General features: G+C 69.3%; 25 protein-coding genes and 1 riboswitch. Of the genes, 13 read left to right on the top strand and 12 right to left on the bottom strand.

Annotated elements, in window-relative coordinates:
- Window positions 1-441 precede the first annotated feature (441 nt).
- Window positions 442-549: riboswitch (SAM-I-IV-variant riboswitch) on the top strand.
- Window positions 550-624: 75 nt separating this feature from the next.
- From AB6A65_RS15455 to AB6A65_RS15445, 3 genes are read left to right on the top strand one after another with little or no spacing between them, the layout of a single operon-like run.
- Window positions 625-1,089, top strand: a complete 465-nt coding sequence (locus AB6A65_RS15455) for a hypothetical protein (protein WP_371039295.1) — start codon at window positions 625-627, stop codon at window positions 1,087-1,089.
- Window positions 1,082-1,678, top strand: coding sequence for a hypothetical protein (locus AB6A65_RS15450; protein ID WP_371039294.1), 597 nt, complete (start codon window positions 1,082-1,084; stop codon window positions 1,676-1,678). Before AB6A65_RS15455 ends, AB6A65_RS15450 begins: the two co-directional genes overlap by 8 nt.
- Complete coding sequence (locus tag AB6A65_RS15445) at window positions 1,675-2,262, top strand: hypothetical protein (RefSeq protein ID WP_371039293.1); 588 nt, start codon at window positions 1,675-1,677, stop codon at window positions 2,260-2,262. The genes AB6A65_RS15450 and AB6A65_RS15445 overlap by 4 nt, the downstream gene beginning before the upstream one ends.
- 423 nt (window positions 2,263-2,685) lie before the next feature.
- On the opposite strand, the gene AB6A65_RS15440 is transcribed toward AB6A65_RS15445, so the two are convergent.
- Window positions 2,686-2,871, bottom strand: coding sequence for a hypothetical protein (locus tag AB6A65_RS15440; protein ID WP_371039292.1), 186 nt, complete (start codon window positions 2,869-2,871; stop codon window positions 2,686-2,688).
- A 291-nt stretch (window positions 2,872-3,162) separates the two neighbouring features.
- Entirely contained in the window at window positions 3,163-3,990 is an 828-nt protein-coding gene (gene dapD / locus AB6A65_RS15435) for a 2,3,4,5-tetrahydropyridine-2,6-dicarboxylate N-succinyltransferase (protein WP_371039291.1), read from the bottom strand.
- A 109-nt stretch (window positions 3,991-4,099) separates the two neighbouring features.
- On the opposite strand from dapD, the gene AB6A65_RS15430 reads away from it, so the two are divergent.
- From AB6A65_RS15430 to AB6A65_RS15420, 3 genes are all read left to right on the top strand, one after another.
- On the top strand, window positions 4,100-4,960 hold the full coding sequence (locus AB6A65_RS15430) for a TIGR00730 family Rossman fold protein (protein ID WP_371039290.1): 861 nt from the start codon (window positions 4,100-4,102) through the stop codon (window positions 4,958-4,960).
- An 81-nt stretch (window positions 4,961-5,041) separates the two neighbouring features.
- On the top strand, window positions 5,042-6,001 hold the full coding sequence (locus AB6A65_RS15425; protein ID WP_371039289.1) for a DnaJ C-terminal domain-containing protein: 960 nt from the start codon (window positions 5,042-5,044) through the stop codon (window positions 5,999-6,001).
- Window positions 5,998-6,345: a hypothetical protein gene (locus AB6A65_RS15420; RefSeq protein ID WP_371039288.1), complete on the top strand. Its 348-nt coding sequence runs from the start codon at window positions 5,998-6,000 to the stop codon at window positions 6,343-6,345. The genes AB6A65_RS15425 and AB6A65_RS15420 overlap by 4 nt, the downstream gene beginning before the upstream one ends.
- 9 nt (window positions 6,346-6,354) lie before the next feature.
- Here the strand turns inward: AB6A65_RS15420 and AB6A65_RS15415 are convergent, their stop codons facing one another.
- The 4 genes from AB6A65_RS15415 to AB6A65_RS15400 form a co-directional block, all read right to left on the bottom strand.
- Window positions 6,355-7,065, bottom strand: coding sequence for a gamma-glutamyl-gamma-aminobutyrate hydrolase family protein (locus AB6A65_RS15415; RefSeq protein ID WP_371039287.1), 711 nt, complete (start codon window positions 7,063-7,065; stop codon window positions 6,355-6,357).
- Window positions 7,062-8,021: an amidoligase family protein gene (locus AB6A65_RS15410; protein WP_371039286.1), complete on the bottom strand. Its 960-nt coding sequence runs from the start codon at window positions 8,019-8,021 to the stop codon at window positions 7,062-7,064. The genes AB6A65_RS15415 and AB6A65_RS15410 overlap by 4 nt, the downstream gene beginning before the upstream one ends.
- A gap of 50 nt (window positions 8,022-8,071) precedes the next feature.
- Entirely contained in the window at window positions 8,072-9,250 is a 1,179-nt protein-coding gene (gene rlmN / locus AB6A65_RS15405) for a 23S rRNA (adenine(2503)-C(2))-methyltransferase RlmN (RefSeq protein WP_371039285.1), read from the bottom strand.
- Window positions 9,251-9,354: 104 nt separating this feature from the next.
- Window positions 9,355-9,891 (bottom strand): invasion associated locus B family protein, encoded by a 537-nt coding sequence (locus AB6A65_RS15400; protein WP_371039284.1) that lies wholly within the window; start codon window positions 9,889-9,891, stop codon window positions 9,355-9,357.
- A 180-nt stretch (window positions 9,892-10,071) separates the two neighbouring features.
- Between AB6A65_RS15400 and AB6A65_RS15395 the strand changes: the two genes are divergently transcribed.
- Window positions 10,072-11,094, top strand: a complete 1,023-nt coding sequence (locus tag AB6A65_RS15395) for an asparaginase (protein WP_371039283.1) — start codon at window positions 10,072-10,074, stop codon at window positions 11,092-11,094.
- A 33-nt stretch (window positions 11,095-11,127) separates the two neighbouring features.
- Here AB6A65_RS15395 and serB read toward each other — a convergent pair whose 3' ends face one another.
- Window positions 11,128-12,012: a phosphoserine phosphatase SerB gene (gene serB, locus AB6A65_RS15390; RefSeq protein ID WP_371039282.1), complete on the bottom strand. Its 885-nt coding sequence runs from the start codon at window positions 12,010-12,012 to the stop codon at window positions 11,128-11,130.
- 161 nt (window positions 12,013-12,173) lie between these two features.
- On the opposite strand from serB, the gene AB6A65_RS15385 reads away from it, so the two are divergent.
- From AB6A65_RS15385 to AB6A65_RS15375, 3 genes are all read left to right on the top strand, one after another.
- Window positions 12,174-13,331, top strand: coding sequence for a phosphoserine transaminase (locus AB6A65_RS15385; RefSeq protein ID WP_371039281.1), 1,158 nt, complete (start codon window positions 12,174-12,176; stop codon window positions 13,329-13,331).
- 131 nt (window positions 13,332-13,462) lie between these two features.
- On the top strand, window positions 13,463-15,058 hold the full coding sequence (serA, locus tag AB6A65_RS15380; protein WP_371039280.1) for a phosphoglycerate dehydrogenase: 1,596 nt from the start codon (window positions 13,463-13,465) through the stop codon (window positions 15,056-15,058).
- Window positions 15,059-15,110: 52 nt separating this feature from the next.
- Window positions 15,111-15,827, top strand: a complete 717-nt coding sequence (locus tag AB6A65_RS15375) for a metallophosphoesterase (protein WP_371039279.1) — start codon at window positions 15,111-15,113, stop codon at window positions 15,825-15,827.
- Between the two features lie 20 nt (window positions 15,828-15,847).
- Here AB6A65_RS15375 and AB6A65_RS15370 read toward each other — a convergent pair whose 3' ends face one another.
- The 3 genes from AB6A65_RS15370 to smpB form a co-directional block, all read right to left on the bottom strand.
- Window positions 15,848-17,023 carry an aromatic amino acid transaminase gene (locus AB6A65_RS15370; RefSeq protein WP_371039278.1) on the bottom strand — a complete coding sequence of 392 codons (1,176 nt, stop codon included), beginning with the start codon at window positions 17,021-17,023 and terminating at the stop codon, window positions 15,848-15,850.
- Window positions 17,023-17,910 (bottom strand): 3-mercaptopyruvate sulfurtransferase, encoded by an 888-nt coding sequence (sseA, locus tag AB6A65_RS15365; RefSeq protein WP_371039277.1) that lies wholly within the window; start codon window positions 17,908-17,910, stop codon window positions 17,023-17,025. Before sseA ends, AB6A65_RS15370 begins: the two co-directional genes overlap by 1 nt.
- Before the next feature lie 61 nt (window positions 17,911-17,971).
- On the bottom strand, window positions 17,972-18,457 hold the full coding sequence (gene smpB / locus AB6A65_RS15360; RefSeq protein WP_371039276.1) for an SsrA-binding protein SmpB: 486 nt from the start codon (window positions 18,455-18,457) through the stop codon (window positions 17,972-17,974).
- A gap of 112 nt (window positions 18,458-18,569) precedes the next feature.
- On the opposite strand from smpB, the gene AB6A65_RS15355 reads away from it, so the two are divergent.
- The gene (locus tag AB6A65_RS15355; protein ID WP_371039301.1) at window positions 18,570-19,919 is read left to right on the top strand and encodes an aminotransferase class III-fold pyridoxal phosphate-dependent enzyme; all 1,350 of its coding nucleotides are present in this window, start codon (window positions 18,570-18,572) and stop codon (window positions 19,917-19,919) included.
- Window positions 19,920-20,029: 110 nt separating this feature from the next.
- Here the strand turns inward: AB6A65_RS15355 and AB6A65_RS15350 are convergent, their stop codons facing one another.
- Both AB6A65_RS15350 and nth read right to left on the bottom strand, forming a co-directional pair.
- Window positions 20,030-21,016: an adenosine kinase gene (locus tag AB6A65_RS15350; protein WP_371039275.1), complete on the bottom strand. Its 987-nt coding sequence runs from the start codon at window positions 21,014-21,016 to the stop codon at window positions 20,030-20,032.
- Window positions 21,013-21,657 carry an endonuclease III gene (gene nth / locus AB6A65_RS15345; protein ID WP_371039274.1) on the bottom strand — a complete coding sequence of 215 codons (645 nt, stop codon included), beginning with the start codon at window positions 21,655-21,657 and terminating at the stop codon, window positions 21,013-21,015. Before nth ends, AB6A65_RS15350 begins: the two co-directional genes overlap by 4 nt.
- A 108-nt stretch (window positions 21,658-21,765) precedes the next feature.
- On the opposite strand from nth, the gene AB6A65_RS15340 reads away from it, so the two are divergent.
- Window positions 21,766-22,632 carry a methylated-DNA--[protein]-cysteine S-methyltransferase gene (locus AB6A65_RS15340; RefSeq protein ID WP_371039273.1) on the top strand — a complete coding sequence of 289 codons (867 nt, stop codon included), beginning with the start codon at window positions 21,766-21,768 and terminating at the stop codon, window positions 22,630-22,632.
- A gap of 169 nt (window positions 22,633-22,801) precedes the next feature.
- Entirely contained in the window at window positions 22,802-23,413 is a 612-nt protein-coding gene (locus AB6A65_RS15335) for an OmpA family protein (RefSeq protein ID WP_371039272.1), read from the top strand.
- The last annotated feature ends 46 nt before the right edge of the window (window positions 23,414-23,459 follow it).

Genomic DNA, 23,459 nt, shown 5'->3' with positions numbered 1-23,459 from the left:
ATCCTGAACAGAGCTAACCAATAAACGCGGACTCCTAGGGGAGCAGGTCATGCAGCTCTAACGGCGTGCGTGGTCGTGGCGCAGCCGTGACGAACTTGTCCCATAGTGCTTCCTTCCATTCCCGTGAAAGGATCACACCATCAAACCTTGGGACCAAACACCTAGTGACGCGAGGAATGGCAGGTGCGGGCTGGTCACGGATGTTACAATTGCGAGAACATCATTCCTCGTCGCGGTCAAGAAGGACTCCAAGCAGTCGTTGCTGCGCCGACGATGAACGTCTGCTATGCGGCGAAGTCGAGGGGGCGGATGCCTTGAAGAAGTTTCCGAAATTCGGGCTCCGGCGCCACGCACATGGTTCGATGCGTATTCAGGAACGGCACCGGGATTTCAAGCTGCCTCGCCCCTGACTTGCCACCGATCCCAACATCTGGTATATGGACATTACATCTTGAGTAGCGCCTTTGGCGCTTGCCAACCTGCCAGACCCGGCAAGGTGGCTCCCTGCAACGGGGGATGCGGTCTGAAAAGACAACGAAAGGGAACACTTATGACATACCACCAAACGCGTGACCGGTCGGTTCGCGACTGCGTCCTGCGCCCGAACCTCGGGAGGATGCCGGCATGACCCGCGCAGCGCACCTCCCGCTCACCCCCGCCGTGCTGCCGCGCCAGCGGCCGGCCCAAGTCGTCGACCTCCAGGCCCAGCCGACGCACGACATGACCTGCCTCGGCACGCTCGAATGGGTCTGGCATACGCTGTTTTCGCGGATCGAGACCCATCATCATCACTGGGAACGGCGACACTGGATCGTCTCCATGCGCGATCCCGCCCCGACCGAGCCGGGGCACGCATGGATGGTCGCAGCCAATGGACAACGCGCCGGCGTCAGCGCGGTGCTGGTAGCCACCCATCTCATTGCCGCGCGTTGGCGCGAAGAAGCGCAAGAGCGCGCGCTCGACGGGTGTCATTTCATCGCCGGGAAGGGCGCTCCGCGAGTGCCGGACGGGCGTGCGATCGCGTGGACGGTCTGGGCAGAAGCGGCTTGCAGCAGGCCCAGACAGAACAAGGAGCAGAACGATGGCTGACAAGGGATCGCGCCGGGGGACCCGGACGAACACCACGACCCATACGCTGGAGGAGTATATCGGTCGCCCGGCGTTGCTGCCGGGCGAGAGTGAAGAGTTGTTCAACGCGATGGCCGGTGCCATCCGCAGGCAGCTCGACCCTCGCAACATTCTTCAGCAGCTGGCCTGCGACGACGTCGTCAACCTGCGCTGGGAGATCCTGCGCCATCGCCGTTTGCGGCAGAAGAGCGTCGAGGCCTGGTTCGCAAGGGACGTCGCCCAACTCTACGAGGGCATTGATCTCAAGGTCCCCACCGGTAGTAAACTGGAAACCGAGGACAACATCGTCAGGCTGGCGTTCGGCGCCGTCTCGGGCGATCCTGACCGTCGGGAAGCTGCCGAGGAATATTTCGACCACAAGACAGGCTTTGACCGGGACATCATCCTGGCAGACAGCTACGCCGCGGCGCCGTCCGTCAAGTGTCACGACGCCAAGCTCAACATGCTGATGCGCCAGCACAGACAGGCGATGCGCGACTACGAGGAGATGAAGGCGGCCGACGCCCGGTGCGACATCCCCGACGCCGAGATCGTGGAAGACGTTACATGACGACGGCGCGTCAGATGGCGGCCAACCGCCGCAACGCGCAGGCCAGCACCGGGCCGCGCTCGGCGGCGGGGCGACGCCGATCCTCCGGCAACGCCCGGCGCCATGGCCTGACGGCGCCGATCACGGAGCCGGAGGTGCAGGCGATGGCGGCCGGGTTGCGCGCGCGGCTCGGGATGGCGGAGGCCAGGTTTTCGGCGGAGGCGCATGCCGCCCTCCTTACCTGGGCCCGGGCGGAGGTTGCCTGCGCGCGGGCCCGGGACGCCGAGCTTGCGATGCTTGTGCGTCACGACGCGACGGCCGAGGGACCGGACGCGGCCCGGCCCCGGCGCGACGCCGACGTCCTGGCCCTCCTCGAGGCGTTCCGCGCCGACGGCGTCGACCCGCGTCTCCTGCGGGGCCTGGCGCCTGCGGCCGTCGAGGACGGCCGGGCGCTCTCGCGTACCCTGCGCTACCGCAACGCGGCCGAGACCGCGCGGCGCGTCGCGCGGCGGGCCTTTGCGGCCCTGCACCCGATCCAGAGGCCCGATCGCGGGCGTGATGCCTCGGACGGCGCAACTTCCGAAACGAACCCGATTTCAACCTGAGAGTGTGATAGGTTGCCGGTCGCCACGAGGACGAGGTCATGGAGATACGCGACATGCCGACCGGGAGGCCGATGCCGGCGCGGGACCGGCGCAGGAGGATGTCGCTGCTCGTGTGGCTCGAAACCGCGCGGATCGGGGAGACGATGCCCGGCGGCCCGCGCCACCGCCTCCTCAAGCGATGCCTCCGCGAGGCGCGGGCAGAACGCAAGCGCGCCTCCCGCGACGGGCCGGGCGGTCCCCGGATGCAGGGATCGTCGCCGCCTGCGCCCGGCAAAAGCGCCGAAATCCCGAAACGAAGCCAGATACACTCCTGACTTGTTTCTGGTGGAGATTTAAGTGGATAAATAGCTGATACTAATAATTTTTTTTGTATATGGATTTCTCTATTTGAGACGTGCCCCGCGCCAAACGCCCGATAACGCCTCATGTTCGCCACTCGCGGCCGTCGATCCGGTAGCGCATGACAAACGCCTTCCCGCCGGCTACCGCAATGCGCAGCGCGAAGCCGCGCGGCGCGTCCCGATGCTCGCCGTAGATGAACCGTACGCCTTTCGCCGGAGGTTCCGCCCGGGCGATGGTCCCGCGCCTGCCATCCGTGAGTTTCGTCATGGTCGAGCCCCGCCCCCGTTTGTCACCGGATTTGTCACTGCTTGTCACCGATGCCAGTGACGCGCGGTGTCGTTAAGTGTCATCGCGTCGGAGGTTTATGTCGCTGGAAAGTCGACAGGAATTGTGCCCCTGAAGCGAATTTATCATCGGATCAAGGGGTTGCGGAGGACGCCCTGAGGGGCCTTTTAATCAGTGGGTCGCAGGTTCGAATCCTGCACGGCTCACCACTTCCGATCAAACCGACAATTCTGTTTCGCAGTCGCGGCGCGCCCGGGGGCCGGGCGCGCGTCTTCAGGCGCGCAGAAGATCGTTGATCGCGGTCTTGGCGCGGGTCTTCTCGTCCACGCGCTTGACGATCACCGCGCAGTAGAGGTTCAGGTCGTTCTTCGTGGGCATCGAGCCCGAGACGACGACGGAATAGGGCGGCACCTCGCCCATGAAGACCTCGCCGGTCTCGCGGTCCACGATCTTGGTGGACTTGCCGATATAGACCCCCATGCCGAGCACCGAGCCCTCGCGCACGATGCAGCCTTCCACCACCTCGGAGCGGGCGCCGATGAAGCAGTTGTCCTCGATGATGGTGGGGTCGGCCTGGAGCGGTTCCAGCACGCCGCCGATGCCCACCCCGCCCGACAGGTGCACGTGCCTGCCGATCTGCGCGCAGGACCCGACGGTGGCCCAGGTATCGACCATCGTGCCGCTGTCCACATAGGCGCCGACATTCACGAAGGACGGCATCAGCACCACGCCGGGCGCGACATAGGCCGACCGGCGCACGACGCAGTTCGGCACCGCGCGGAAACCGGCCGCGCGCCAGTCGGTCTCGCCCCAGCCCTTGAACTTGCTGTCCACCTTGTCCCACCAGTGCGCGCCCTGCGGCCCCCCGTCCTGCGCCTGCATGTCATGCAGCCGAAAGCCCAGAAGCACCGCCTTCTTGGCCCACTGGTTGACGTGCCAGTCGCCGTCCTCTCCGCGCTGGGCCACGCGAAGCGCGCCCGTGTCGAGCGCCTGGAGCGTCTCCTCCACCGCCTCGAGGACCTCGCCGCCGGTGGCGGGCGTGATGGTGTCGCGCGCCTCCCAGGCGGCGTCGATTGCGGCTTCGAGCCGGGCGTGGGACATGCCGTGCCTCTCCTTCCGGAAATTCCTCTTCGGGTTGGGTATAGGCCGAGCGGGACGGCGGCACAATCGGGCCTCGCGCAGCCGCGGCGGCTGCGCTAGTCAGAGCGCCATGACGCAGGACAGACGCGCCCCGACGAAGGACGATCGCCGCAGCCCGTTCCCGGACGCCGGAACGGACCGGTCCACCGCCGAGCACAAGCCCGGCACGGTGCAGACCCGCGCACCGGCCTACCGCCTCGCCTTCGTGGACGAGGAGTTCATGCTGCGCGACGAGCTGCGCCCGGTCAGGCTGCAGCTCGAGCTTCTGAAACCCCAGCTCCTGATGGACGCCCACGGCGTGCAGAGCACGATCGTGCTCTTCGGCGGGGCGCGCATCCCGGAGCCTGCGAAGGCGGAAGGGGCGAAGACGCCCCGGCTGGCCGAACTCTCGCGCTTCTACGAGGTGGCGCGCGAGTTCGCGCGCATGATGACCGAGCGCAGCCTCGGCACCGGAGAGAACGTGATCGTCACGGGCGGCGGGCCGGGGGTGATGGAGGCGGGCAACCGCGGCGCGCACGAGGCCGGCGGCGAGAGCATCGGCCTCAGCATCGTGCTGCCCCACGAGCAGATCCCGAACCCCTACGTGACCCCGGATCTCTGCTTCAACTTTCACTACTTCGCGATCCGCAAGATGCACTTCCTGATGCGCGCCAACGCGGTCTGCATCTTCCCCGGCGGTTTCGGCACCATGGACGAGATGTTCGAGGCGCTCACGCTGATCCAGACCGGCCGCATGACGCGGGTTCCGTTCCTGCTTTTCGGGCGGGAGTTCTGGGAGAGCATCATCGACTGGCACGCGCTGGCCGAGGCGGGCACGATCTCGGACGACGACCTGTCGCTCTTCCGTTACGCGGAAACGGCCGAAGAGGCCGTCGAGATCATCGAGAACTGGGGCCCGATGGGCAAGCGCGACAGCATCCCGGGCCGCTGAGCGCCCGGGGCGCCCCTTGTATCCCGGCCGCGAAGCGGTATCACATCGGGGGCGGAACGCGGACGCGCGAGGAGCCGGCCCATGAGTTTCGATCCCTACGAGGCGCTGGGCGTCGAGAAGACCGCAAGCGAGGCCGAGATCAAGAAGGCCTACCGGAAGATCGCGAGGGAGTGCCATCCGGACCTGAATCCCGACGACCCGGCCGCCGAGGCGCGCTTCAAGACCGCCAACGCGGCCTACGAGCTTCTCAAGGATCCCGAGATGCGCGCGCGCTACGATCGTGGCGAGATCGACGCGACCGGGCAGGAGCGCGCGCAGCCGTTCTACCGCGATTTCGCCGAGCAGCCGGGCAACCCCTATCGCGGCGGCGCCCGGTCCGGGGCCTACGCCTTCGGGGAAGAGGACGACATGTCCGACATCTTCGCGGAGTTCCTGCGCGCGCGGGGGCAGGGCGGCGGGCCCTTCGCGAGTGGCTTCGGCCGCGGCGCGCGCGAGGTCCATGCCCGCGGGGCGGATCGCCACTACACGCTGAAGGTGCCCTTCCTCGACGCCACGCGCGGCACGCGCACGCAGATCACGCTGCCCGAGGGCGGGCGGCTCGAGGTGACGATCCCGGAGGGCGCGGCGGACGGGCAGACGCTGCGGCTGCGCGGCAAGGGCGGCGCGGGCCTTGGCGAGGGGCCGCCGGGCGACGCCTACGTGACGCTGGAGGTCGAGCCCCACCCGATCTTCCGCCGCGAGGGGGACGACATACATGTCACCCTGCCGATCGCCATCGACGAGGCGGTGCTGGGCGGCAAGGTGCGCACGCCCACCATCGACGGGCCGGTGAACCTGTCCATCCCCAAGGGCGCCAGCAGCGGACGGGTGTTGCGGCTGCGCGGCCGGGGCGCGAAGCGGCGGGGCGGAAAGGATCGCGGCGATCAGCTGGTCGAGCTGTCGATCGTGGCGCCGCCCGAGATCGATGCAGAGCTCGAAGCCTTCATGCAGCGCTGGCGCGAGGAGCACGCCCACGATCCACGCGAGGGGATGCCGACATGAAATGCCTCTACACACGCACGGAGACCGTGTCCGCTGTCGCGCGGCTGACCGAGACGCAGCTCGTCGCCTTCATCGAGGCCGATCTCGTCCGCCCACTCCACTCCGAAGACGGGCCGAAGTTCCGGCAGATGGACATCGCGCGGCTGGAGCTTCTTTGCGAGCTCGCGGAGAGCCACGCGCTCGACGAGGATGCGCTGGGCCTGGTGATGTCGCTCGTCGATCAGCTGCACGGGGTGCGCGCGGAACTGCGCGCCCTGCTCGACGCGCTGGAGGCCGCCGATCCGGATTTCTGCGCGCGGGTGACCCGGCGCGTGCGGGAGGCGCGCGCCGCGGCGGCCGGGTAGACGGCCCGGTCAGTCGATCCGGTCCACCGCCGGCATCTGGCGCGCCGCCTGCTGCCGCGCCCCCGCGGCCTCGACGAGCGCGCGGAAAAGCCGGCGCTGGCGGCGCGCGTAGATCAGGTGCTCGGGATGCCACTGCACGCCGAGGGCGAAGGGCTCCTCCACCCGTTCGATCGCCTGCACCATGCCGCCGAGGTCGTGCGCGGCGACCCGCAGCCCGTCCCCCAGCCGGTCCACCGCCTGGGTGTGAAGCGCATTCACGCGCATGGGTTCGTGGCCGGCGAGCGCGGCAAGCCGCGTGCCGGGGTGAACGTGCACCTGCTTGCGCGGCAGCACCGTCCAGCGGCGGTCGCTGCGGGTGTAGACCGCGTAGGCGTCCTGGTGGAGCGAGCCGCCCAGCGCGACGTTGAGCATCTGGCTGCCGCGGCAGATCCCCAGCACGGGCTTGTCGCGGACGAGCGCCGCCTTGACGAGCTCGCGTTCCAGCGCGTCGCGGTCGGGGTCGAGGCGGGCCGAGGTGACGATCCGGCCGCCGTAGAGATCGGGCGAGATGTCGTCGCCGCCGCCGATCACCAGCCCGTCCACCGAGTCTAGGTCGGCCGGGCGCCCCGCCTCCCAGCGCACGGCCCTTCCGCCCGCCCACCAGATGTTCAGCGCCATCCACGGGAAGATCCGCCATCCCGAGCGGCGCGAGACGGTCACGGCGATGCGCGGTGGGCTCACGGTGTCTCTATCCCCCTGGCGGCGAGGATCGCGCCCGCCTCCTCGCCCCAGGCACCGCGGAACAGGGTCACGGCGCCATGCGCAGCCTCCCACCGTGTCGCGAGCGTCCCGAGAAGATCGCCGTCCGCGGCGACCCGTTCGACCGTGCGCCATTGCCGCCATGGCAGGTCGAGCGACCAGTCGGACTCGTCGATCCGGCAGTCGGGCAGCCGGAAATGGAAGGCCGGGCGCGCCGAGGTGGCGCCGGTGATCGCCGCCGCGACGCGATCGGGGTCGAGATGGGCGAAGACCGGCAGCATGTCGAGACCGCGGTTTCGCGTCGGCGTCTCCTCGAGGTAGATGTCGATCACCGGCGCCAGCCCGGCCTCGGGGCCCAGCGCGACGAGACGCCGGACGAAGCTCGTGGGATAGGGGTCGGTGAAGGGCAGCACGCGGCGCGCCTCGTTGATCGGGGCGGCGAGGCGAAGCCAATCCTCCACGAGCGCGTAGGCCATGAGCGGGCGCACCACGTCCTGCGCCGCGTCCGAGACGATTTCCACGTTGAGATGCACGCCGAAGCCGAAGACCACGCCGGCGCGGCTGCCCGTCGCGCCGGCCTCCCGCAGCGCCTTGCGTGCGTCGTCGAGCGCGAGACGCCCGTCGCGGTCGAGCGGCTCCGTCACGATCTCCACCGGAACGGCCTCGCGGGCAAGCTCGCGCCCGGCATCGAGAAGCCGCGGCCAGTTGGCGAGCTTTTCCCGGAGCGCCGTGTCGAGGTAGACATCGATGCCGCCGATGCGGCTGTCCTCAACCCGCCGGTCGTGACCGCCCACGGACACCACGCGCCCGCCGAGATGCTTCGCGATCACATCCGCCGCCGCGATCTCGCTCAGCCCGCCGAATTCCACCTCGACGCCGGTGCGCCGGGCGTGCCCATCGCTGTTCTCGGGGCTGGGAAGGGGGGCGAAGCGAGTCATGGAGCCGACATACCCCGCCTCATGCCGTGATGCGAGAGCTGCGGCGCCTTTCAGAGGCCGGCCTCTGCCTCGATCTCGGCGCGGCGCTTCTTCGCGCGCTCGGTCGCGGACTTGAGCTGGCCGCAGGCGGCCATGATGTCCTCGCCCCGCGGCGTGCGGATCGGCGCGGCGTAGCCCGCCTTGTACAGGATGTCGGCGAAGGCCTCGATCCGCTCCCAGTCGGAACGCTCGTAGGGCGCGCCCGGCCATTCGTTGAACGGGATCAGGTTGATCTTGGCGGGGATGCCCGCGATCAGTCTGACAAGCCGCCGCGCGTCCGCGTCGCCGTCGTTCACGTCCTTCAGCATCACGTATTCGAAGGTGATACGCTCGGAGTTCGACAGCCGCGGATAGGCGCGCAGCGCGTCGAGCAGCGTGGCGATGTTCCACTTCCTGTTGATCGGTACCAGGCGGTCGCGCACCTCGTCGGTGGTGGCGTGGAAGCTCACCGCCAGCAGGCAGCCGATCTCCTCGGCGCAGCGGATGATCTCGGGCACGACGCCCGAAGTGGACAGCGTGATGCGACGGCGCGAGAGCGAGATCCCCTCGCCGTCCATGGCGATCTGCATGGCGTCGCGCACGTTCTCGAAATTGTAGAGCGGCTCGCCCATGCCCATGAGCACGATGTTGGAGATGAGGCGCGGCCGCTCGCCCATGCCTTCGCCGGGCCTGGGCCACTCGTCCAGGTCGTCGCGCGCGGCCATGACCTGACCCACGATCTCGCCGGCGGTCAGGTTGCGCACCAGCTTCTGCGTGCCGGTGTGGCAAAAGGAACAGGTGAGCGTGCAGCCCACCTGGCTCGATATGCAGAGCGTGCCGCGCCCTTCCTCGGGGATATAGACCGTCTCCACCTCGTGGCCGCCGGCGATCCGCACGAGATACTTGCGCGTGCCGTCGGCGCTGACCTGTTTCGAGACCACCTCGGGGATCTCGATGGTGAAATGACCGGCGAGCTCGGCGCGGTAGGCCTTGGAGAGATTCGTCATCTCCGCGAAGTCGCGCGCGCCGCGATGGTAGATCCACTGCCAGAGCTGCGCCACGCGCATCTTCGCCTGTTTCTCGGGCGTGCCGTGCGCGACGAGCGTCTCGCGCAGCGCCTCGCGGGTGAGGCCCACGAGATTGATCCGTCCCTCCGGCAGTTTCCGGGGGATGGTGACGAGATCCTGCGTGATCGGCGCGCTGGCTGACATCTGGCTATCCTGACTGAAAGACGTCCCACCCATATAGGATTCGCGCGCCCGCGCCAAAGGGGTCGCGGGGCGGTGGACGCGTCCGGCGCAGGGCGCGCGCCCGGTCAGTCGCCCGAGCAGCGCCGCTGGGCCTCTTCCAGCGCGGCGGTATAGCCCAGGAGGGAGAAGGTGTCCTTCGTGGTGGTGCCCCGGCTCGAGCGCGCGGTGAGCACGGCATCCACACCCGCCTTCATCGCCTCGATGATCCGGCGGTCATCCTCCGCGGTGGCGGGCCAGCCCCACTCCCCGTCGGTGTAAAGCTCGAATTCGGTGCCGCCGATGTTCACGTTCACCGTGGACCCTTCGGCGAAGGGGTAGCCGCCGGTGAAGGTCACCTGCCCCTCGATCCCCGCGCCGGGGCGGAAGAAGGTGAAGAGCAGGATGTCGCCGCGGCGCACGGCGACGACGCGGCCGTCGCGGGTGTTCACCGTCTCCTTCGGCTGGGACACCGCCCAGCATTCGGTGGGATCATCCTCGACGAAGACGCTCCAGTCCGTCTCCGCCGCGACCCGGTTGGTGCTCTGCTCGTCCTGGGCCATCGCGCCGGCGGGCGCCAAAAGGGCCAGCGCGCCGACGACGCCCAGCGCGATCCGTGACATCATGCCTCCAGCCTCCATGCCGTCCTTGCCTCGATACCGCCTGCCGCGCTAGCCGTTGGCCGGCTCTGTTGCGGGCGCGCGGGCGGTCACATGCCTATGTGGCATGGCGCAATCTAGCGTCAAAGCCCCGGCGCGCGAAAGAGCGGTTGGCGGAAAATCGCCGTTTCGTGAGGGGAAAACCGGATGCCGGACGCGACGCTGATGACAGAGGTCCACCGCGGCCCGTTCCTGGAAAGCCGGCACGCCGGCCACGCGGTCATCGCGGACCTTTCCGGGGTGCTGGAGGCCTGGGGTGATCCCGATGCCGTGATCCTGCCGCGCTCGTCGGTGAAGATGATCCAGGCGCTTCCGCTCGTCGCCTCGGGCGCGGCGCGCGAGGCGGGACTCGGGAGCGAGCAGCTCGCGCTGGCCTGCGCCTCCCACAACGGCGCGGCGATCCACACCGGGCGGGTCGCGGCGTGGCTCGACAGCCTCGGCATGGGCGAGGCGGAGCTGCGCTGCGGGCCGCAGATGCCCGATGACAGGGAGGCGAAATTCGCCCTGATCCGCGCCCATGAGCAGCCCTCGCAGATCCACAACAACTGCTCGGGCAAGCATGCGGGGATGCTGACGCTGGCCCGCCACCTGGGGGCAGGACCGGACTACGTCGCCCCCGATCATCCCGTGCAGCGCGCCTGCCGGTCCGCCTTCGAGGATGTGACCGGCGAGCCGAGCCCCGGCTACGGCATCGATGGCTGTTCGGCCCCGAACTTCGCGACCCGGCTTTCGGCGCTCGCGCGGGCGATGGCGTGGTTCGCCACGGCGGGGCAGCGGGCCGACACCTCCAGCCGCGCCGCGGCGGAGCTCGTGGCGGCGATGACGGCGCATCCGGATCTCGTGGCCGGAGAGGGCCGCGCCTGCACCGAGCTCATGCGCGCCGCCGGCGGTCGCGCCGCGATCAAGACCGGGGCCGAGGGCGTCTTTACCGCGATCCTGCCCGAGATGGGCCTCGGCATCGCGCTCAAGATCGCCGACGGCGCGACGCGCGCCTCGGAATGCGCGATGGCCGCACTGCTCGTGCGGCTCGGCGTGCTCGAGGCCGGCGACCCGGCGGTGCGGCGGCGGATGGACGCGCCGATCCGGAACCGGCGCGGCATCGAGACGGGATCGATCCGGCCCGCCGACGCGCTGCGGGCCCCCGCCACGTCGCGCAGCGCCGCCCCGTGACCGCGCGCGCCCCGCGGCCGCGTCCACCATCCGCTAGCGGCCGGCCGCGGTGAACTCCGACCGCGCGTATCCCTGCAGATAAAGCAGCGCCGTCAGGTCGCCGTGGTTCACCCGGACCTCGCAAAGCGCCTGCACGGCGGGTTTGGCATGAAGCGCGACCCCGAGGCCCGCCCGCTCCAACATTCCGAGATCGTTCGCGCCATCGCCCACGGCCAGCACTTCGGAGTCCGTGATCCCGAGGCGCGCCGCGGTCTCCTCCAGGGCGCGCACCTTGGCGTCACGTCCCAGGATGGGCCGCGCGACCGTGCCCGTGAGCCTGCCGTCCACGCTTTCCAGCAGGTTCGCGCGCGCCTCGTTAAAGCCGATCGCCTCGGCCACCGGCCCGGCGAAGGCCGTGAAGCCCCCCGAGACGAGAAGCGTGTGCGCGCCGGCCGCGCGCATCGTCGCCACCAGCGCAGCGCCTCCCGGCATGGGGGTGATGCGCGAGGCGAGCACCTCCTGGATCACCGCTTCGTCGAGCCCCTCGAGCAGGGCCACGCGCTCGTTGAGCGCGCCCTCGAAATCCAGCTCGCCGTTCATCGCCCGCGCGGTGATCTCGCGGACATGCGCGCCCACGCCCGCGACCTCGGCCAGCTCGTCGATGCATTCCTGCCGGATCATGGTGCTGTCCATGTCCGCCACCAGCAGCTTCTTGCGCCGATCGCCCGCTTGCTGCACCGCGAGGTCCACGACGAGGCGCTGAAGCTCCTCCCAGACCTCCCGGAGGTGGCCGGGCGGCGCGGGCACCTCGAACTCCGCCGCCTCGCCGGGCGAAAGCCAGCGCGCGACCCCTCCGCCCCAGGCGTTTCGAAGGCTCTCAACGAGCGCGGTCTCCAGCGTCGGGCGGGCGGGGTCGGTCAGAAGCGTGACGGTCTGCATGGGGGCGGGGCGTTTCCTATCGTGGGCGCGCATCGAGCCGATGCGCCGCTTTCGCGCGATCTAGCGACATTTTCCATCTTGTGAAAGGCGCGAAACGGTCCTAACCCCGTTCGCGGGACACCCCTCCCCAACGAGGGGCGAATATCTGGAAGGATATCGACATGACGGCTTCGACCAAACCGGAGACGCGGCCGGGCAATCCGCGTTTTTCCTCCGGCCCCTGCGCCAAACCCCCCGTCTTTACCCTCGACAGGCTGGCCGACGCGCCGCTCCGGCGCTCCCATCGCGCCGCCGTGGGCAAGGAGAAGCTCAAGGCCGCGATCGAGGGCACGCGCGAAATCCTCGGCGTGCCCGACGACTACCGCATCGGGATCGTGCCCGCCTCCGACACCGGGGCGGTCGAGATGGCGATGTGGTCGCTTCTCGGCGCGCGGACATGCGAGATGCTCGCCTGGGAAAGCTTCGGCGCGGGCTGGGTCACGGACGCCGTCAAGCAGCTGAAACTCGACGCCACCGTGCGCGAGGCCGACTACGGCGAGATCGTGGACCTTTCGCAGGTCGATTTCGACGCCGACGTGGTCTTCACCTGGAACGGGACGACAAGCGGCGTGCGCGTGCCCGACGGCGCCGCGATCCCGGACGACCGCGCCGGCCTGACGATCTGCGACGCGACCTCCGCCGCCTTCGCGCAGGACCTGCCATGGGAGAAGCTCGACGTCGTCACCTTCTCCTGGCAGAAGGTGATGGGCGGCGAGGCGGCGCACGGGATGCTGATCCTCTCCCCCCGCGCGGTCGAGCGGCTCGAAAGCTACACGCCGCCCTGGCCGCTGCCGAAGATCTTCCGCATGACGAAGGGCGGCAAGCTCAACGAGGGGCTGTTCGAGGGCGCGACGATCAACACGCCCTCGATGCTCTGCGTGGAGGACTACCTTCTCGCGCTCGACTGGGCGCGCGAGATCGGCGGGCTCGAGGGGCTGAAGGCCAGGGCCGACGCCAACGCGAAGGCCGTCTGGGAGTTCTGCGAGGCCCGCGACTGGATCGAGAACCTCGCCAAGGATCCGGCGACACGGTCGAACACCTCCGTCTGCCTGAAGTTCACCGACGCGCGGATCGCCGATGGCGCCGCCTTCGCCAAGGCGGTGGCCAAGCGGCTGGAGGCCGAGGGCGTGGCGCTCGACGTGGGCGCCTACCGCGACGCGCCCCCGGGGCTGCGCATCTGGTGCGGCGCCACGGTGGAGCTTGCCGACATCGAGGCGATGCTGCCCTGGCTCGACTGGGCGTTCGAGACCCAGATCGCCGAGCAGGCCCAGGCCGCGTGATCCCGAAGGTGCGTGCCTGGCACGCGCCCCACCCCCGATATCCCGCCCGGCGCGTCGTGAAGGGCGCCGGGACCAGCAACCCAACAGCAGGGTGCGTGCCCGGCACGCGCCGTTCTTCGAGGAAAACAAAAATGGCTCCCAAGGTTCTCGTTTCCGACAAGCTGTCGGACACCGCCGTGCAGATCTTCCGCGACCGGGGGATCGAGGTGGATTTCATGCCCGAGGTGGGCAAGGACAAGGAAAAGCTGCAGGAGATCATCGGCGGCTATGACGGGCTCGCGATCCGCTCGGCGACGAAGGTGACCGCGAAGCTCCTGGAGGCGGCGGACAACCTGAAGGTCATCGGCCGCGCCGGCATCGGCGTGGACAACGTGGACCGCGAGGCGGCCTCCAAGAAGGGCGTGATCGTGATGAACACGCCCTTCGGCAACTCGATCACCACCGCCGAGCACGCCATCGCGCTGATGTTCGCCGTCGCCCGCCAGATCCCCGAGGCCAGCGCCTCGACCCATGCCGGCAAGTGGGAGAAATCGCGCTTCATGGGCGTGGAGCTTACCGCCAAGACGCTGGGCGTGATCGGGGCGGGGAACATCGGCTCCATCGTGTGCGATCGCGCCCGCGGCCTGCGGATGAAGGTCGTGGCCTACGATCCCTTCCTCAGCCAGGAGAAGGCCGACAGGATGGGCGTCGAGAAGGTCGAGCTCGACGAGCTGCTCGGCCGGGCCGACTTCATCACGCTGCACGTGCCGCTGACCGACCAGACGAAGAACATCCTGAGCCGTGAGAACCTGGAAAAGACGAAGACGGGCGTGCGGATCGTCAACTGCGCCCGCGGCGGGCTGGTGGACGAGGCGGCGCTGGCCGAGCTGGTGAAATCCGGCCATGTCGCGGGCGCGGGCATCGACGTCTTCGAGGTCGAGCCCGCCACCGAGAACGCGCTTTTCGGCCTGCCGGGCGTGGTCTGCACGCCGCATCTGGGCGCGGCCACCACCGAGGCGCAGGAGAACGTCGCGCTCCAGGTGGCCGAGCAGATGTCGGACTACCTGCTGACGGGGGCGGTGACGAATGCGCTCAACATGCCGTCGGTCACCGCGGAGGAGGCCAAGGTGATGGGCCCCTGGCTCAAGCTGGCCGATCATCTGGGCAGCTTCATCGGCCAGATGACCGACGAGCCGATCCAGGCCATCAACATCCTCTATGACGGCTCGGTCTCCGAGATGAACCTGGAGGCGCTCAACTGCTCGGTCATCGCCGGGATCATGAAGCGCGCCAATCCCGACGTGAACATGGTCTCCGCGCCCCTCATCGCGCAGGAGCGGGGCATCAAGACCTCGACGACCAACCAGGCGAAATCGGGCGTATTCGAAGGCTACGGCAAGGTGACCGTGGTGACCGGCAAGCGCGAACGCTCGATCGCCGGGACCGTGTTTTCCGACGGCAAGCCGCGTTTCATCCAGATCAAGGGCATCAACATCGACGCCGAGATCGGGCGGCACATGGTCTATACCACCAACGAGGACGTGCCCGGCATCATCGGCACGCTCGGCCAGACCATGGGCAAGAACGGCGTGAACATCGCCAACTTCACCCTGGGGCGGAAAGCCGCGAAGGGCGAGGCCATCGCGCTTCTCTATGTCGACGCGCCGATCCCGGCCCCGGCGGTCGAGGAGTTGCGGGCGACCGGTCTTTTCGGTCAGGTGAAGCCGCTGGAGTTCGACGTGGCGTGACCGCCCCCGCGCGGCGCGGGCTGGCCGGGTCCGGCTTGAATGGGAATGGCTCATGACGATCTACGCCGTCGGCGACATCCACGGCTACCGTGACGCGCTGGAAGAGGCGCTGGCCCGCATCGACGACGACCCCGGCGCGCCGGACGCGCCGGTGGTCTTCCTGGGCGACCTCGTCGCCCGCGGCCCCGACAGCCGCGGCGTCATCGACCTGCTGATCCGGGGCCTTGCCGAGGGGCGGCCCTGGATCGTCCTGAAGGGCAACCATGACCGGCTGTTCGAACGGTTCCTCGATCACGGCGCCGAGCACGATCCGCGCATCCTGTCGGGGCGCGGCTGGCTGACCCCCCAGCTTGGCGGGCCGGCGACGCTTGCCTCCTACGGGGTGGAGGCCGACGACCGCCCCCCGCTGGAGGTGCTGGCCGAGGCGCGCGACGTGGTGCCGGCGTCGCATCTGCAATTCCTGCGCGCCCGCCCGCTCTGGCACATGGCCGGCGGGTTGCTTTTCGTCCACGCCGGTATCCGGCCCGGCGTGCCACTCGAGGAGCCGACGGAGGACGATCTTCTCTGGATCCGCGACCCGTTCCTGGACCCCGCCCGCGCGTTCCCCTGGCTCGTGGTGCACGGGCATACCGCGATCGAGTATCCGCGCCATTACGGCAACCGCGTCAATCTGGACGGTGGCGCGGGATGGGGCCGAGACCTCGTGCCCGCGGTTTTCGAAGGCGACGACGCCTTCCTTCTGGGGCCGCGCGGGCGCGTCCCGATGTGAGCCGGGCCGCGCCGGACGGGTCAGAGCCCGGCGGCGATGATCGCCTCGGCCAGCTTCGGCACCGACTCGCGGTTCAGCCCCGCGATGTTCATGCGCGAATCGCCCACCATGTAGATGCCGTGATCGGCGCGCAGCGTCTCGACCTTGTTGGGATCCGCGCCCAGCCGCGAGAACATGCCCCGATGCTGAGCGAGAAAGCCGAAGCGATCCGAGCCGGAGCGCTGCCGAAGCTCGCCCGCCAGTTGCTCGCGCAACTCCAGCATTCCGGTGCGCATCTCCTCGAGCTCGGCCTCCCAGTCGGCGCGAAGCTCCGGGTCGGTCAGCACTTCGGTCACGATCCGTGCGCCGTGATCGGGCGGGAAGGAGAAGTTCTGGCGATTGAGATACGCCATCGTGTCCTGCAGCAGCCCCGGATCCGCCGCCGTGCCCATCAGGATGCCGGTGCGCTCGCGGTAGACGCCGAAATTCTTCGAGCAGCTCGCCGCGACGAGCGTCTCCGGCATCGACGCGACGACCTGGCGCGTGGGCGCCGCGTCCGCCTCCAGCCCGTCGCCGAAACCCTGATAGGCCAGGTCGATCATTGGCGTCGCGCCGGTGGCCTGAAGCGCGGCGATCACCTCGGCCCATTGGGTGCCGTTGAGGTTCGCGCCGGTGGGGTTGTGGCAGCAGCCGTGCAGCAGCACCACGTCGCCCGGCCGCGCCGCGCCGATATCCGCAAGCACGCCCGCAAAATCGACCCCGCCGGTCTCGGCGTCGAAGTAGCGGTAGGGCACCATCTCGATGCCGAGATATTTCAGGATCGAGACGTGGTTGGGCCAGGTCGGGTCGGAGACGAAGACGCGCAACCCGGGATTGGCCATCCGCGCAAGCTCGAACGCCTGGCGCACCGCGCCGGTGCCGCCCGGCGTCGCCACCGCCGCCATCCGCTCGCGCGGGACTGCGCCGCCGAGAACGAGGTCGACCATCGCGTCGCCGAATGCCGGATCGCCCGCGAGCCCCGTGTAGGCCTTGGTGGTCTGCGCCTCCCAGATCCGCTTCTCGGCGGCCTTCCCCGCGCGCATCACCGGGGTGACGCCCTCGGCGTTGCGGTAGACGCCGACGCCAAGGTCGATCTTGTCGTCGCGCGGGTCCTCGCGGAACGCCTTCATCAGGGCGAGGATCTTGTCGGCGGGTAGCGCCTTGAGCTCTTCGAACATCAGTCTTCTCCGGTGGCCACGGGCAGCGTGGCGAACTGGCCCCACTCGGCCCAGGAGCCGTCATAGAGCGCGTGATCGGTCTTGCCGAGCCGTTCCAGGGCGAGGTTCAGGATCGCCGCGGTCACCCCGGAACCGCAGGTGGTGATCGCGGGCCGGGACAGGTCCACCCCGGCGGCCTCGAAGGCGGCACGCAGGCCGGGCGCGTCCTTCATCGTGCCGTCCCCGTTCAGAAGCGCCTGGAACGGCACGTTGCGGGAGCCGGGAACATGCCCCGCGCGCAGGCCGGGGCGCGGTTCCTCCGCCTCGCCGCGGAACCGTTCGGGCGGGCGCGCGTCGAGGATTTCCGTGTCGCCCAGTTTCGCGGCCGCGGCCACCTGCGTCACGTCCTTGACGAGGTAGTTCTGGCGGCGCGCGGTCATATGCCGGTCGCGCGGGACCGGCGGCAGGTCCTCCACCGGCCGCGCCTCGGCCTGCCATTTCGGAAAGCCCCCGTCGAGCACGGCCACGTCGTCCTTGCCCATCAGCCGGAAAAGCCACCAGACCCGGGCCGCCGAATAGAGGCCGGCGGTGTCGTAGACGACGACCTGGTGGCCGTCGCCCACGCCCATGGCGCGCATCCGGCTCATGAACTTCTCGACGGGCGGCGCCATGTGCGGCAGCTCGGACCGCGCGTCCGAGATATCGTCGAGGTCGAAGAAGCGCGCGCCGGGGATGTGGGCCGCGTCGTACTCCGCCCGCGGGTCGCGGCCCTTGTCGGGCAGGTACCAGGACGCGTCGAGCACCCGCATGTCGGGATCGTCGAGGTGTCTGGCAAGCCAGCCCGTGGAAACCAGCGTCTTCGGATCGTCCTGCACCGCCTTCACCCGTCGTTCAGCCGCGTCGCGCATTGCCTACTACCCGGGGCACGCAAGAGCAAGGTTGGGGCCGGCTGGCGGCCTGCGGCGGGGCTCAGCCGTGCTCCTTGAGCAGCCGCGCCTTCTGGCGCTGCCAGTCGCGCTTGGCCTGCGTCTCGCGCTTGTCGGCGAGCTTCTTGCCTTTCGCGATGCCGATCTTCAGCTTCGCGACGCCCTTGTGGTTGAAGTAGAGCACAAGCGGCACCAGCGTCATGCCCTTCCTCTGGGTCTCGGACCACAGCCGCGCGAGTTCGCGCCTGTTGACGAGAAGCTTGCGCCGCCGCCGCTCCTCGTGGCCGAAGGTCTTGGCCTGGGCATAGGGCGCGATGGAAGTGTTGACGAGCCAGAGCTCCCCGTCGTCCACCGTTGCGTAGCTCTCGGCGATGTTGGCGCCGCCCTGGCGGAGCGATTTCACCTCGGAGCCTTCGAGCACGATCCCGCATTCGAGATCCTCCTCGATCGCATAATCGAAGCGGGCGCGCCGGTTCTCCGCCACGACCCTGTAATTGCCGTCGTCCTTTTTCGCGTTCGTCTTCGCCATGACCGGCGTGTCCTACATGTGCGGGCGCGCGCTGTCCATCTTCCGCCGCGCGGGCTGGACGTTGCCGCAGGGACTGGTAGGATTTGATCAAATCATGACAGCGAGGTCCGCCATGAAGGACGACAACTTCCTGAAGGAAAACAACGCCCGCCATCTCTGGCACCCGATGGGCCATCCGGGCGCGGCGCAGACCGATGCGCCGAAGATCATCCGCAAGGCGCAGGGCGTGCGCATCACCGACATCGACGGCCACGAGGCGGTGGACGCCGTGGGCGGGCTCTGGTGCGTCAATCTCGGCTACTCCAACGACAAGGTGAAGGAGGCGATCGCCCGCCAGCTGCAGGAACTGCCCTACTACTCCGCCTTCGCCGGCACCTCGAACCCGCCGGCGATCGAGGCCTCCTGGATGGTGCGCGAGGTCTTCGCGGAAGACGGCATGGCGCGGGTCTTCTTCACTTCGGGCGGCTCCGATTCGGTGGACACCTGCCTGCGGCTCGCGCGTCAGTACCACAAGCTTCGCGGAGAGCCTGGCCGCACCAAGTTCCTGTCGCTCAAGAAGGGCTATCACGGCACCCATTGGGGCGGGGCGAGCGTGAACGGCAACAACCGCTTCCGCATCAACTACGAGCCGCTGCTGCCCGGCTGCTTCCACCTGCCCGCGCCCTACACCTACCGCAATCCCTTCGACGAGATCGACCCGGCGCGGCTCGCGCAGAAGATCGCCGCGATCGCCGAGGACGAGATCGCCTTCCAGGGGCCGGGCACCATCGCCGCCTTCATCATGGAACCGATCCAGGGCGCCGGCGGCGTCATCGTGCCGCACGAGACGCTCATGCCGCTCATGCGCGACATCTGCGACCGTCACGGAATCCTGATGATCTCGGACGAGGTGATCACCGGCTTCGGGCGCACCGGCGACTGGTCGGGCGCGCGGCACTGGGGGGTGAAGCCCGACCTCATGAGCGTCGCCAAGGGCATCACCTCGGGCTACTTCCCGGTGGGCGCCGCGCTCGTCAACGAGAAGGTGGCCGAGGTCTTCGAAACCGCCGACGCCGAGGGCGCGATCTTCCACGGCTACACCTACTCCGCCCACCCGGTGGGCGCGGCGGCGGTGGTGGCCTGCCTCGAGGAGACGCTGCGCCTCGACACGCGCTCGAACGCCGGCCCGCGCGGCACGCAGCTCTACGAGGGGGCGAAGCGGCTTGCCGAGAAGCACGACATCGTGGGCGACGTGCGCGGCGGGCACGGGCTGATGACCGGCATCGAGATCGTGTCGGACCGCGCCGCCCGGACGCCGATGGATGCGGTCACCATGAAGCGCATCCACCAGGCCACCTACGAGGCGGGGGCCATGGTCCGGCTCGGCATGCACAACATCCTGATGTCGCCGCCGCTGACCATCACCGAGGCGGAGGTCGACACGATTCTCGACGCGCTCGAAAAGGGGTTCTCGGCGGCCTGACGCGGGGGCGGCGCGACCCGCGCTGCTTCTTCTTGGTGGAAATACTCTCGGGGGGGGTGAGGCCCGGAACGGGCCGAGGGGGGCGGACAGCCCCCCTTTTGCGTTTCGGCTCAGACCGGCAGCCCGGCCTCGGCGAACAGCGCCTTCAGCTCCGTCTCCGGGCGCGCGCCGTAATGCGAGATCACCTCCCCGGCCGCCACCACGCCCATGCGGCCCGCGATCTCCAGCGACTGGTTGCCGGCAAGGCCGTAGAGGAACCCGGCCGCGAACTGGTCGCCCGCGCCGGTGGCGTCCACGGGGGTGACACGCTCCACCGGCACCACTGCCTCCTCCTCGCCGCGCACCAGCACCACGTCGTGGCCCGAGCGGGCGCACACCACCAGCCCGCTCTCCGCCGCGGCCCGCTCGAGCGCCGCAGAGAGATCGGTTTCGTAAAGCGATTCCCATTCGTGCTCGTTGCCGATGACGAAATCGCGCTCGCGCACGAGCTGGCGGAAGTCCTCACGATGGCGATCCACGCAGAAGGAGTCCGACAGGGTGATGCCCGCCATGCCGCCCGCGGCGCGGCAGGCGCGCGCCGCGGCGGTGAAGGCCGCCTTTCCCGCGGGCTTGTCGTAGAGATAGCCCTCGAGGAACAGGATCTCGGCGTCGCCCGCCACGCCCTCGTCGACGTCGCCGGGCCCAAGCTCGGCCGAGATGCCGAGATAGGTGTTCATCGACCGCTCGCCATCCGGCGAGACGAAGATCATCGACCGCGAGGTGGGCAGCTGCCCCTCTGCCACGGGCGGGTTCGGAAAGGCGGTGCCGTCCCGCGCCATGCCCTCGGCGTAGAAGCGGCCGAGCGCATCGTCGCGCACGCGCCCGATGAAGGCGGTGCGCAGCCCCAGATTGCCGAGCCCCGCGAGGGTATTGGCGACCGAACCGCCCGCCGCCTGCCAGCGGTTCTCCATCGCGCCGTAGAGCAGCTCGGCGCGGTCGCGCTCGATCAGCTGCATGATCCCCTTCTCGATTCCCATGCGCGAAAGGAAACCGTCGTCGCAGTTGCTGATCACGTCGACGATGGCGTTGCCGATGCCGACCACCTGGTAGCGTTTCACAGGGTCTTCTCCTCGTAGGCGCAGAGATCGCGGATGAGGCAGGCCGCGCAGGCGGGCTTGCGCGCCTTGCAGACGTAGCGGCCGTGCAGGATCATCCAGTGATGGGCGTGGAGCTGGAATTCGGCGGGCACGTTGTCCTCGATGGCGCGCTCCACGGCGACCACGTCCTTGCCCACCGCGAGGCCCGACCGGTTGCCGAGCCGGAAGATGTGGGTGTCCACCGCCTGCGCGGGATGGCGCCACCACATGTTCAGAACCACGTTCGCCGTCTTGCGGCCCACCCCCGGCAAGGACTGGAGCGCCGCGCGCGAGGACGGGACCTCTCCCCCGAACGCCTCGACGAGAATGCGCGAGAGCTTCAGGACGTTCTTCGCCTTGTTGCGGTAAAGGCCGATCGTCCGGATGTGCTCGATCAGGCCCTCCTCGCCCAGCTCCAGCATCTTCTGCGGCGTGTCGGCCACCTCGAAGAGCTTGCGGGTCGCCTTGTTCACGCCCGCGTCGGTGGCCTGCGCCGAGAGCGCCACCGCGACGAGCAGCGTGAAGGCGTTGGTGTGCTCGAGTTCGCCCTCCGGCTCGGGCTCGGCCGCGCGAAAGCGGGTGAAGATCTCCCGGATGCTGTGGTAGTCGAGTTGCGCGGCCATGGCGCTCCTCATGCCCCGCCGGGGCGGGATGCGCAACAACCGGGTCGCGCGGGCGCGCGTCCGGGCTTAGCCCTGTCGCCATCAGGACACCGGTCGCGGGAGGACGGCATGGACGGCAACGCGGAAACCGGCGGCACCGCGGACCCCGGGGCGGGGGCGGGCTATCACTACCAGCTGGTGCGCCGCGCCATCGCCGAGATCGACGCGGCGGAGACGCCGCTGTCGCTCGACGAACTCGCGGCCCGGATGCACATGAGCCCGGCCCATTTCCAGCGCGTCTTCTCGCGCTGGGCGGGCGTCTCGCCCAAGCGCTTCCAGCAATACCTCGCGCTCGGCCACGCCAAGACGCTTCTGCGCGAGCGTTTCACCACGCTCGACGCCGCCCATGCCGCGGGGCTTTCAGGTGGCGGGCGTCTCCATGACCTGTTCCTGCGCTGGGAGGCGATGCGGCCGGGCGACTACGCGCGACGGGGTGCGGGTCTTTCGATCCGCTGGGGGTGTTTCGACAGCCCTTTCGGCGAGGTGCTCGCCATGGGCACCGCGCACGGCCTCTGCGGGCTGGCCTTCACCGATGAGACGGGGCGCGAGGCGGCTTTCGAGGATCTCTCGTCCCGCTGGCCCGCCGCGCGCTTCGCCGAGGATGCGGACCCGCTCCGCGCCTCGGTGGAGGCCGCCTTCGGCGGCGGCGGGCGCGCGGCGCTGCACGTCCTGGGCGCGCCCTTCCAGATCAAGGTCTGGGAGGCGCTGCTCGCCGTGCCCTCGGGCCACGTGACGACCTACGCCGAGATTGCGCGCGCCATCGGCAGCCCGCGTGCCGTGCGCGCGGTGGGCGCGGCGGTGGGGCGCAACCCGGTCGGCTGGCTCATCCCCTGCCATCGCGTGATCGCGGGGTCCGGCAAGCTTGCGGGATATCATTGGGGCCTGCCGGTCAAGCGTGCCATACTCGCCTGGGAATCGGCCCGGGCAGAGGCGTGACCGGCGCATGCCGACCGGCGAAGAACCGCCCAGACTCGTGGAAAACCGGTGTCGGAGGCGCCGGGCTCTTGGCATACTGTGTCGGAACCGGGCCGACACGGACCCAGAAAGACGAGGCACAGACATGACTTCACTGAAGCGTTCCCTGATTTTGGCCACCGCGTCGGCGATGGCTCTCGGGGCCTGCACCACGGACCCCAACGATCCCAACCGCAACACCCAGCAGGGCCTTCTGCTCGGCGGCGCGCTGGGCGCGGCAGCGGGCGCGATCGCGGGCAACAACCCCGAGGAGCGCCGGCGGAACGCGGTCGCGGGCGCGATCATCGGCGGCGCCGCGGGCGGTAGCACCGGCAGCATCCTCGACCGACAGGAAAGGGAGCTCCGCCAGCAATTCGACGACGATCGCATCAGCATCACGAACACGGGCGACCGCCTGATTGTGACGATGCCCAACGGCATCCTCTTCGACACCGACAGCGCGGCGGTCCGCACCGGCCTGCGCGGCGACCTTTCGGTGCTGGCCCAGAGCCTGCAACGCTACCCCGACAGCGCCGTCCAGGTGATCGGTCATACCGACAATACCGGCGAGGCGGCCTACAACCAGCGCCTGTCCGAGCGCCGGGCGGAGGCGGTGGCCTCGACCCTCGTGACGGACGGCGTGCGGCCCCAGCGCCTGCGCATCATCGGTCGCGGCGAGGACCAGCCCGTGGCGAGCAACCTGACGCCCGAGGGGCGCCAGCAGAACCGCCGCGTCGAGGTGGTGATCATCCCGACCACCTGATCGGGACGGCACGCGCGGCGGGGATCGCCCGTCGCGCGCTTTGGCT

Source organism: Rhodosalinus sp. FB01 (assembly GCF_041365715.1).
GTDB lineage: Bacteria > Pseudomonadota > Alphaproteobacteria > Rhodobacterales > Rhodobacteraceae > Rhodosalinus.
This window is presented reverse-complemented; position numbering and strand designations above follow the sequence as displayed.

What these genes read in the sequence shown, in the direction of transcription:
- AB6A65_RS15455 (WP_371039295.1), top strand. Translation starts at nt 625, where the DNA reads ATGACCCGCGCAGCGCACCTCCCGCTCACCCCCGCCGTGCTGCCGCGC.
- AB6A65_RS15450 (WP_371039294.1), top strand. Translation starts at nt 1,082, where the DNA reads ATGGCTGACAAGGGATCGCGCCGGGGGACCCGGACGAACACCACGACC.
- AB6A65_RS15445 (WP_371039293.1), top strand. Translation starts at nt 1,675, where the DNA reads ATGACGACGGCGCGTCAGATGGCGGCCAACCGCCGCAACGCGCAGGCC.
- AB6A65_RS15440 (WP_371039292.1), bottom strand. Translation starts at nt 2,871, where the DNA reads ATGACGAAACTCACGGATGGCAGGCGCGGGACCATCGCCCGGGCGGAA.
- dapD (WP_371039291.1), bottom strand. Translation starts at nt 3,990, where the DNA reads ATGTCCCACGCCCGGCTCGAAGCCGCAATCGACGCCGCCTGGGAGGCG.
- AB6A65_RS15430 (WP_371039290.1), top strand. Translation starts at nt 4,100, where the DNA reads ATGACGCAGGACAGACGCGCCCCGACGAAGGACGATCGCCGCAGCCCG.
- AB6A65_RS15425 (WP_371039289.1), top strand. Translation starts at nt 5,042, where the DNA reads ATGAGTTTCGATCCCTACGAGGCGCTGGGCGTCGAGAAGACCGCAAGC.
- AB6A65_RS15420 (WP_371039288.1), top strand. Translation starts at nt 5,998, where the DNA reads ATGAAATGCCTCTACACACGCACGGAGACCGTGTCCGCTGTCGCGCGG.
- AB6A65_RS15410 (WP_371039286.1), bottom strand. Translation starts at nt 8,021, where the DNA reads ATGACTCGCTTCGCCCCCCTTCCCAGCCCCGAGAACAGCGATGGGCAC.
- rlmN (WP_371039285.1), bottom strand. Translation starts at nt 9,250, where the DNA reads ATGTCAGCCAGCGCGCCGATCACGCAGGATCTCGTCACCATCCCCCGG.
- AB6A65_RS15400 (WP_371039284.1), bottom strand. Translation starts at nt 9,891, where the DNA reads ATGATGTCACGGATCGCGCTGGGCGTCGTCGGCGCGCTGGCCCTTTTG.
- AB6A65_RS15395 (WP_371039283.1), top strand. Translation starts at nt 10,072, where the DNA reads ATGCCGGACGCGACGCTGATGACAGAGGTCCACCGCGGCCCGTTCCTG.
- serB (WP_371039282.1), bottom strand. Translation starts at nt 12,012, where the DNA reads ATGCAGACCGTCACGCTTCTGACCGACCCCGCCCGCCCGACGCTGGAG.
- AB6A65_RS15385 (WP_371039281.1), top strand. Translation starts at nt 12,174, where the DNA reads ATGACGGCTTCGACCAAACCGGAGACGCGGCCGGGCAATCCGCGTTTT.
- serA (WP_371039280.1), top strand. Translation starts at nt 13,463, where the DNA reads ATGGCTCCCAAGGTTCTCGTTTCCGACAAGCTGTCGGACACCGCCGTG.
- AB6A65_RS15375 (WP_371039279.1), top strand. Translation starts at nt 15,111, where the DNA reads ATGACGATCTACGCCGTCGGCGACATCCACGGCTACCGTGACGCGCTG.
- AB6A65_RS15370 (WP_371039278.1), bottom strand. Translation starts at nt 17,023, where the DNA reads ATGTTCGAAGAGCTCAAGGCGCTACCCGCCGACAAGATCCTCGCCCTG.
- sseA (WP_371039277.1), bottom strand. Translation starts at nt 17,910, where the DNA reads ATGCGCGACGCGGCTGAACGACGGGTGAAGGCGGTGCAGGACGATCCG.
- smpB (WP_371039276.1), bottom strand. Translation starts at nt 18,457, where the DNA reads ATGGCGAAGACGAACGCGAAAAAGGACGACGGCAATTACAGGGTCGTG.
- AB6A65_RS15355 (WP_371039301.1), top strand. Translation starts at nt 18,570, where the DNA reads ATGAAGGACGACAACTTCCTGAAGGAAAACAACGCCCGCCATCTCTGG.
- nth (WP_371039274.1), bottom strand. Translation starts at nt 21,657, where the DNA reads ATGGCCGCGCAACTCGACTACCACAGCATCCGGGAGATCTTCACCCGC.
- AB6A65_RS15340 (WP_371039273.1), top strand. Translation starts at nt 21,766, where the DNA reads ATGGACGGCAACGCGGAAACCGGCGGCACCGCGGACCCCGGGGCGGGG.
- AB6A65_RS15335 (WP_371039272.1), top strand. Translation starts at nt 22,802, where the DNA reads ATGGCTCTCGGGGCCTGCACCACGGACCCCAACGATCCCAACCGCAAC.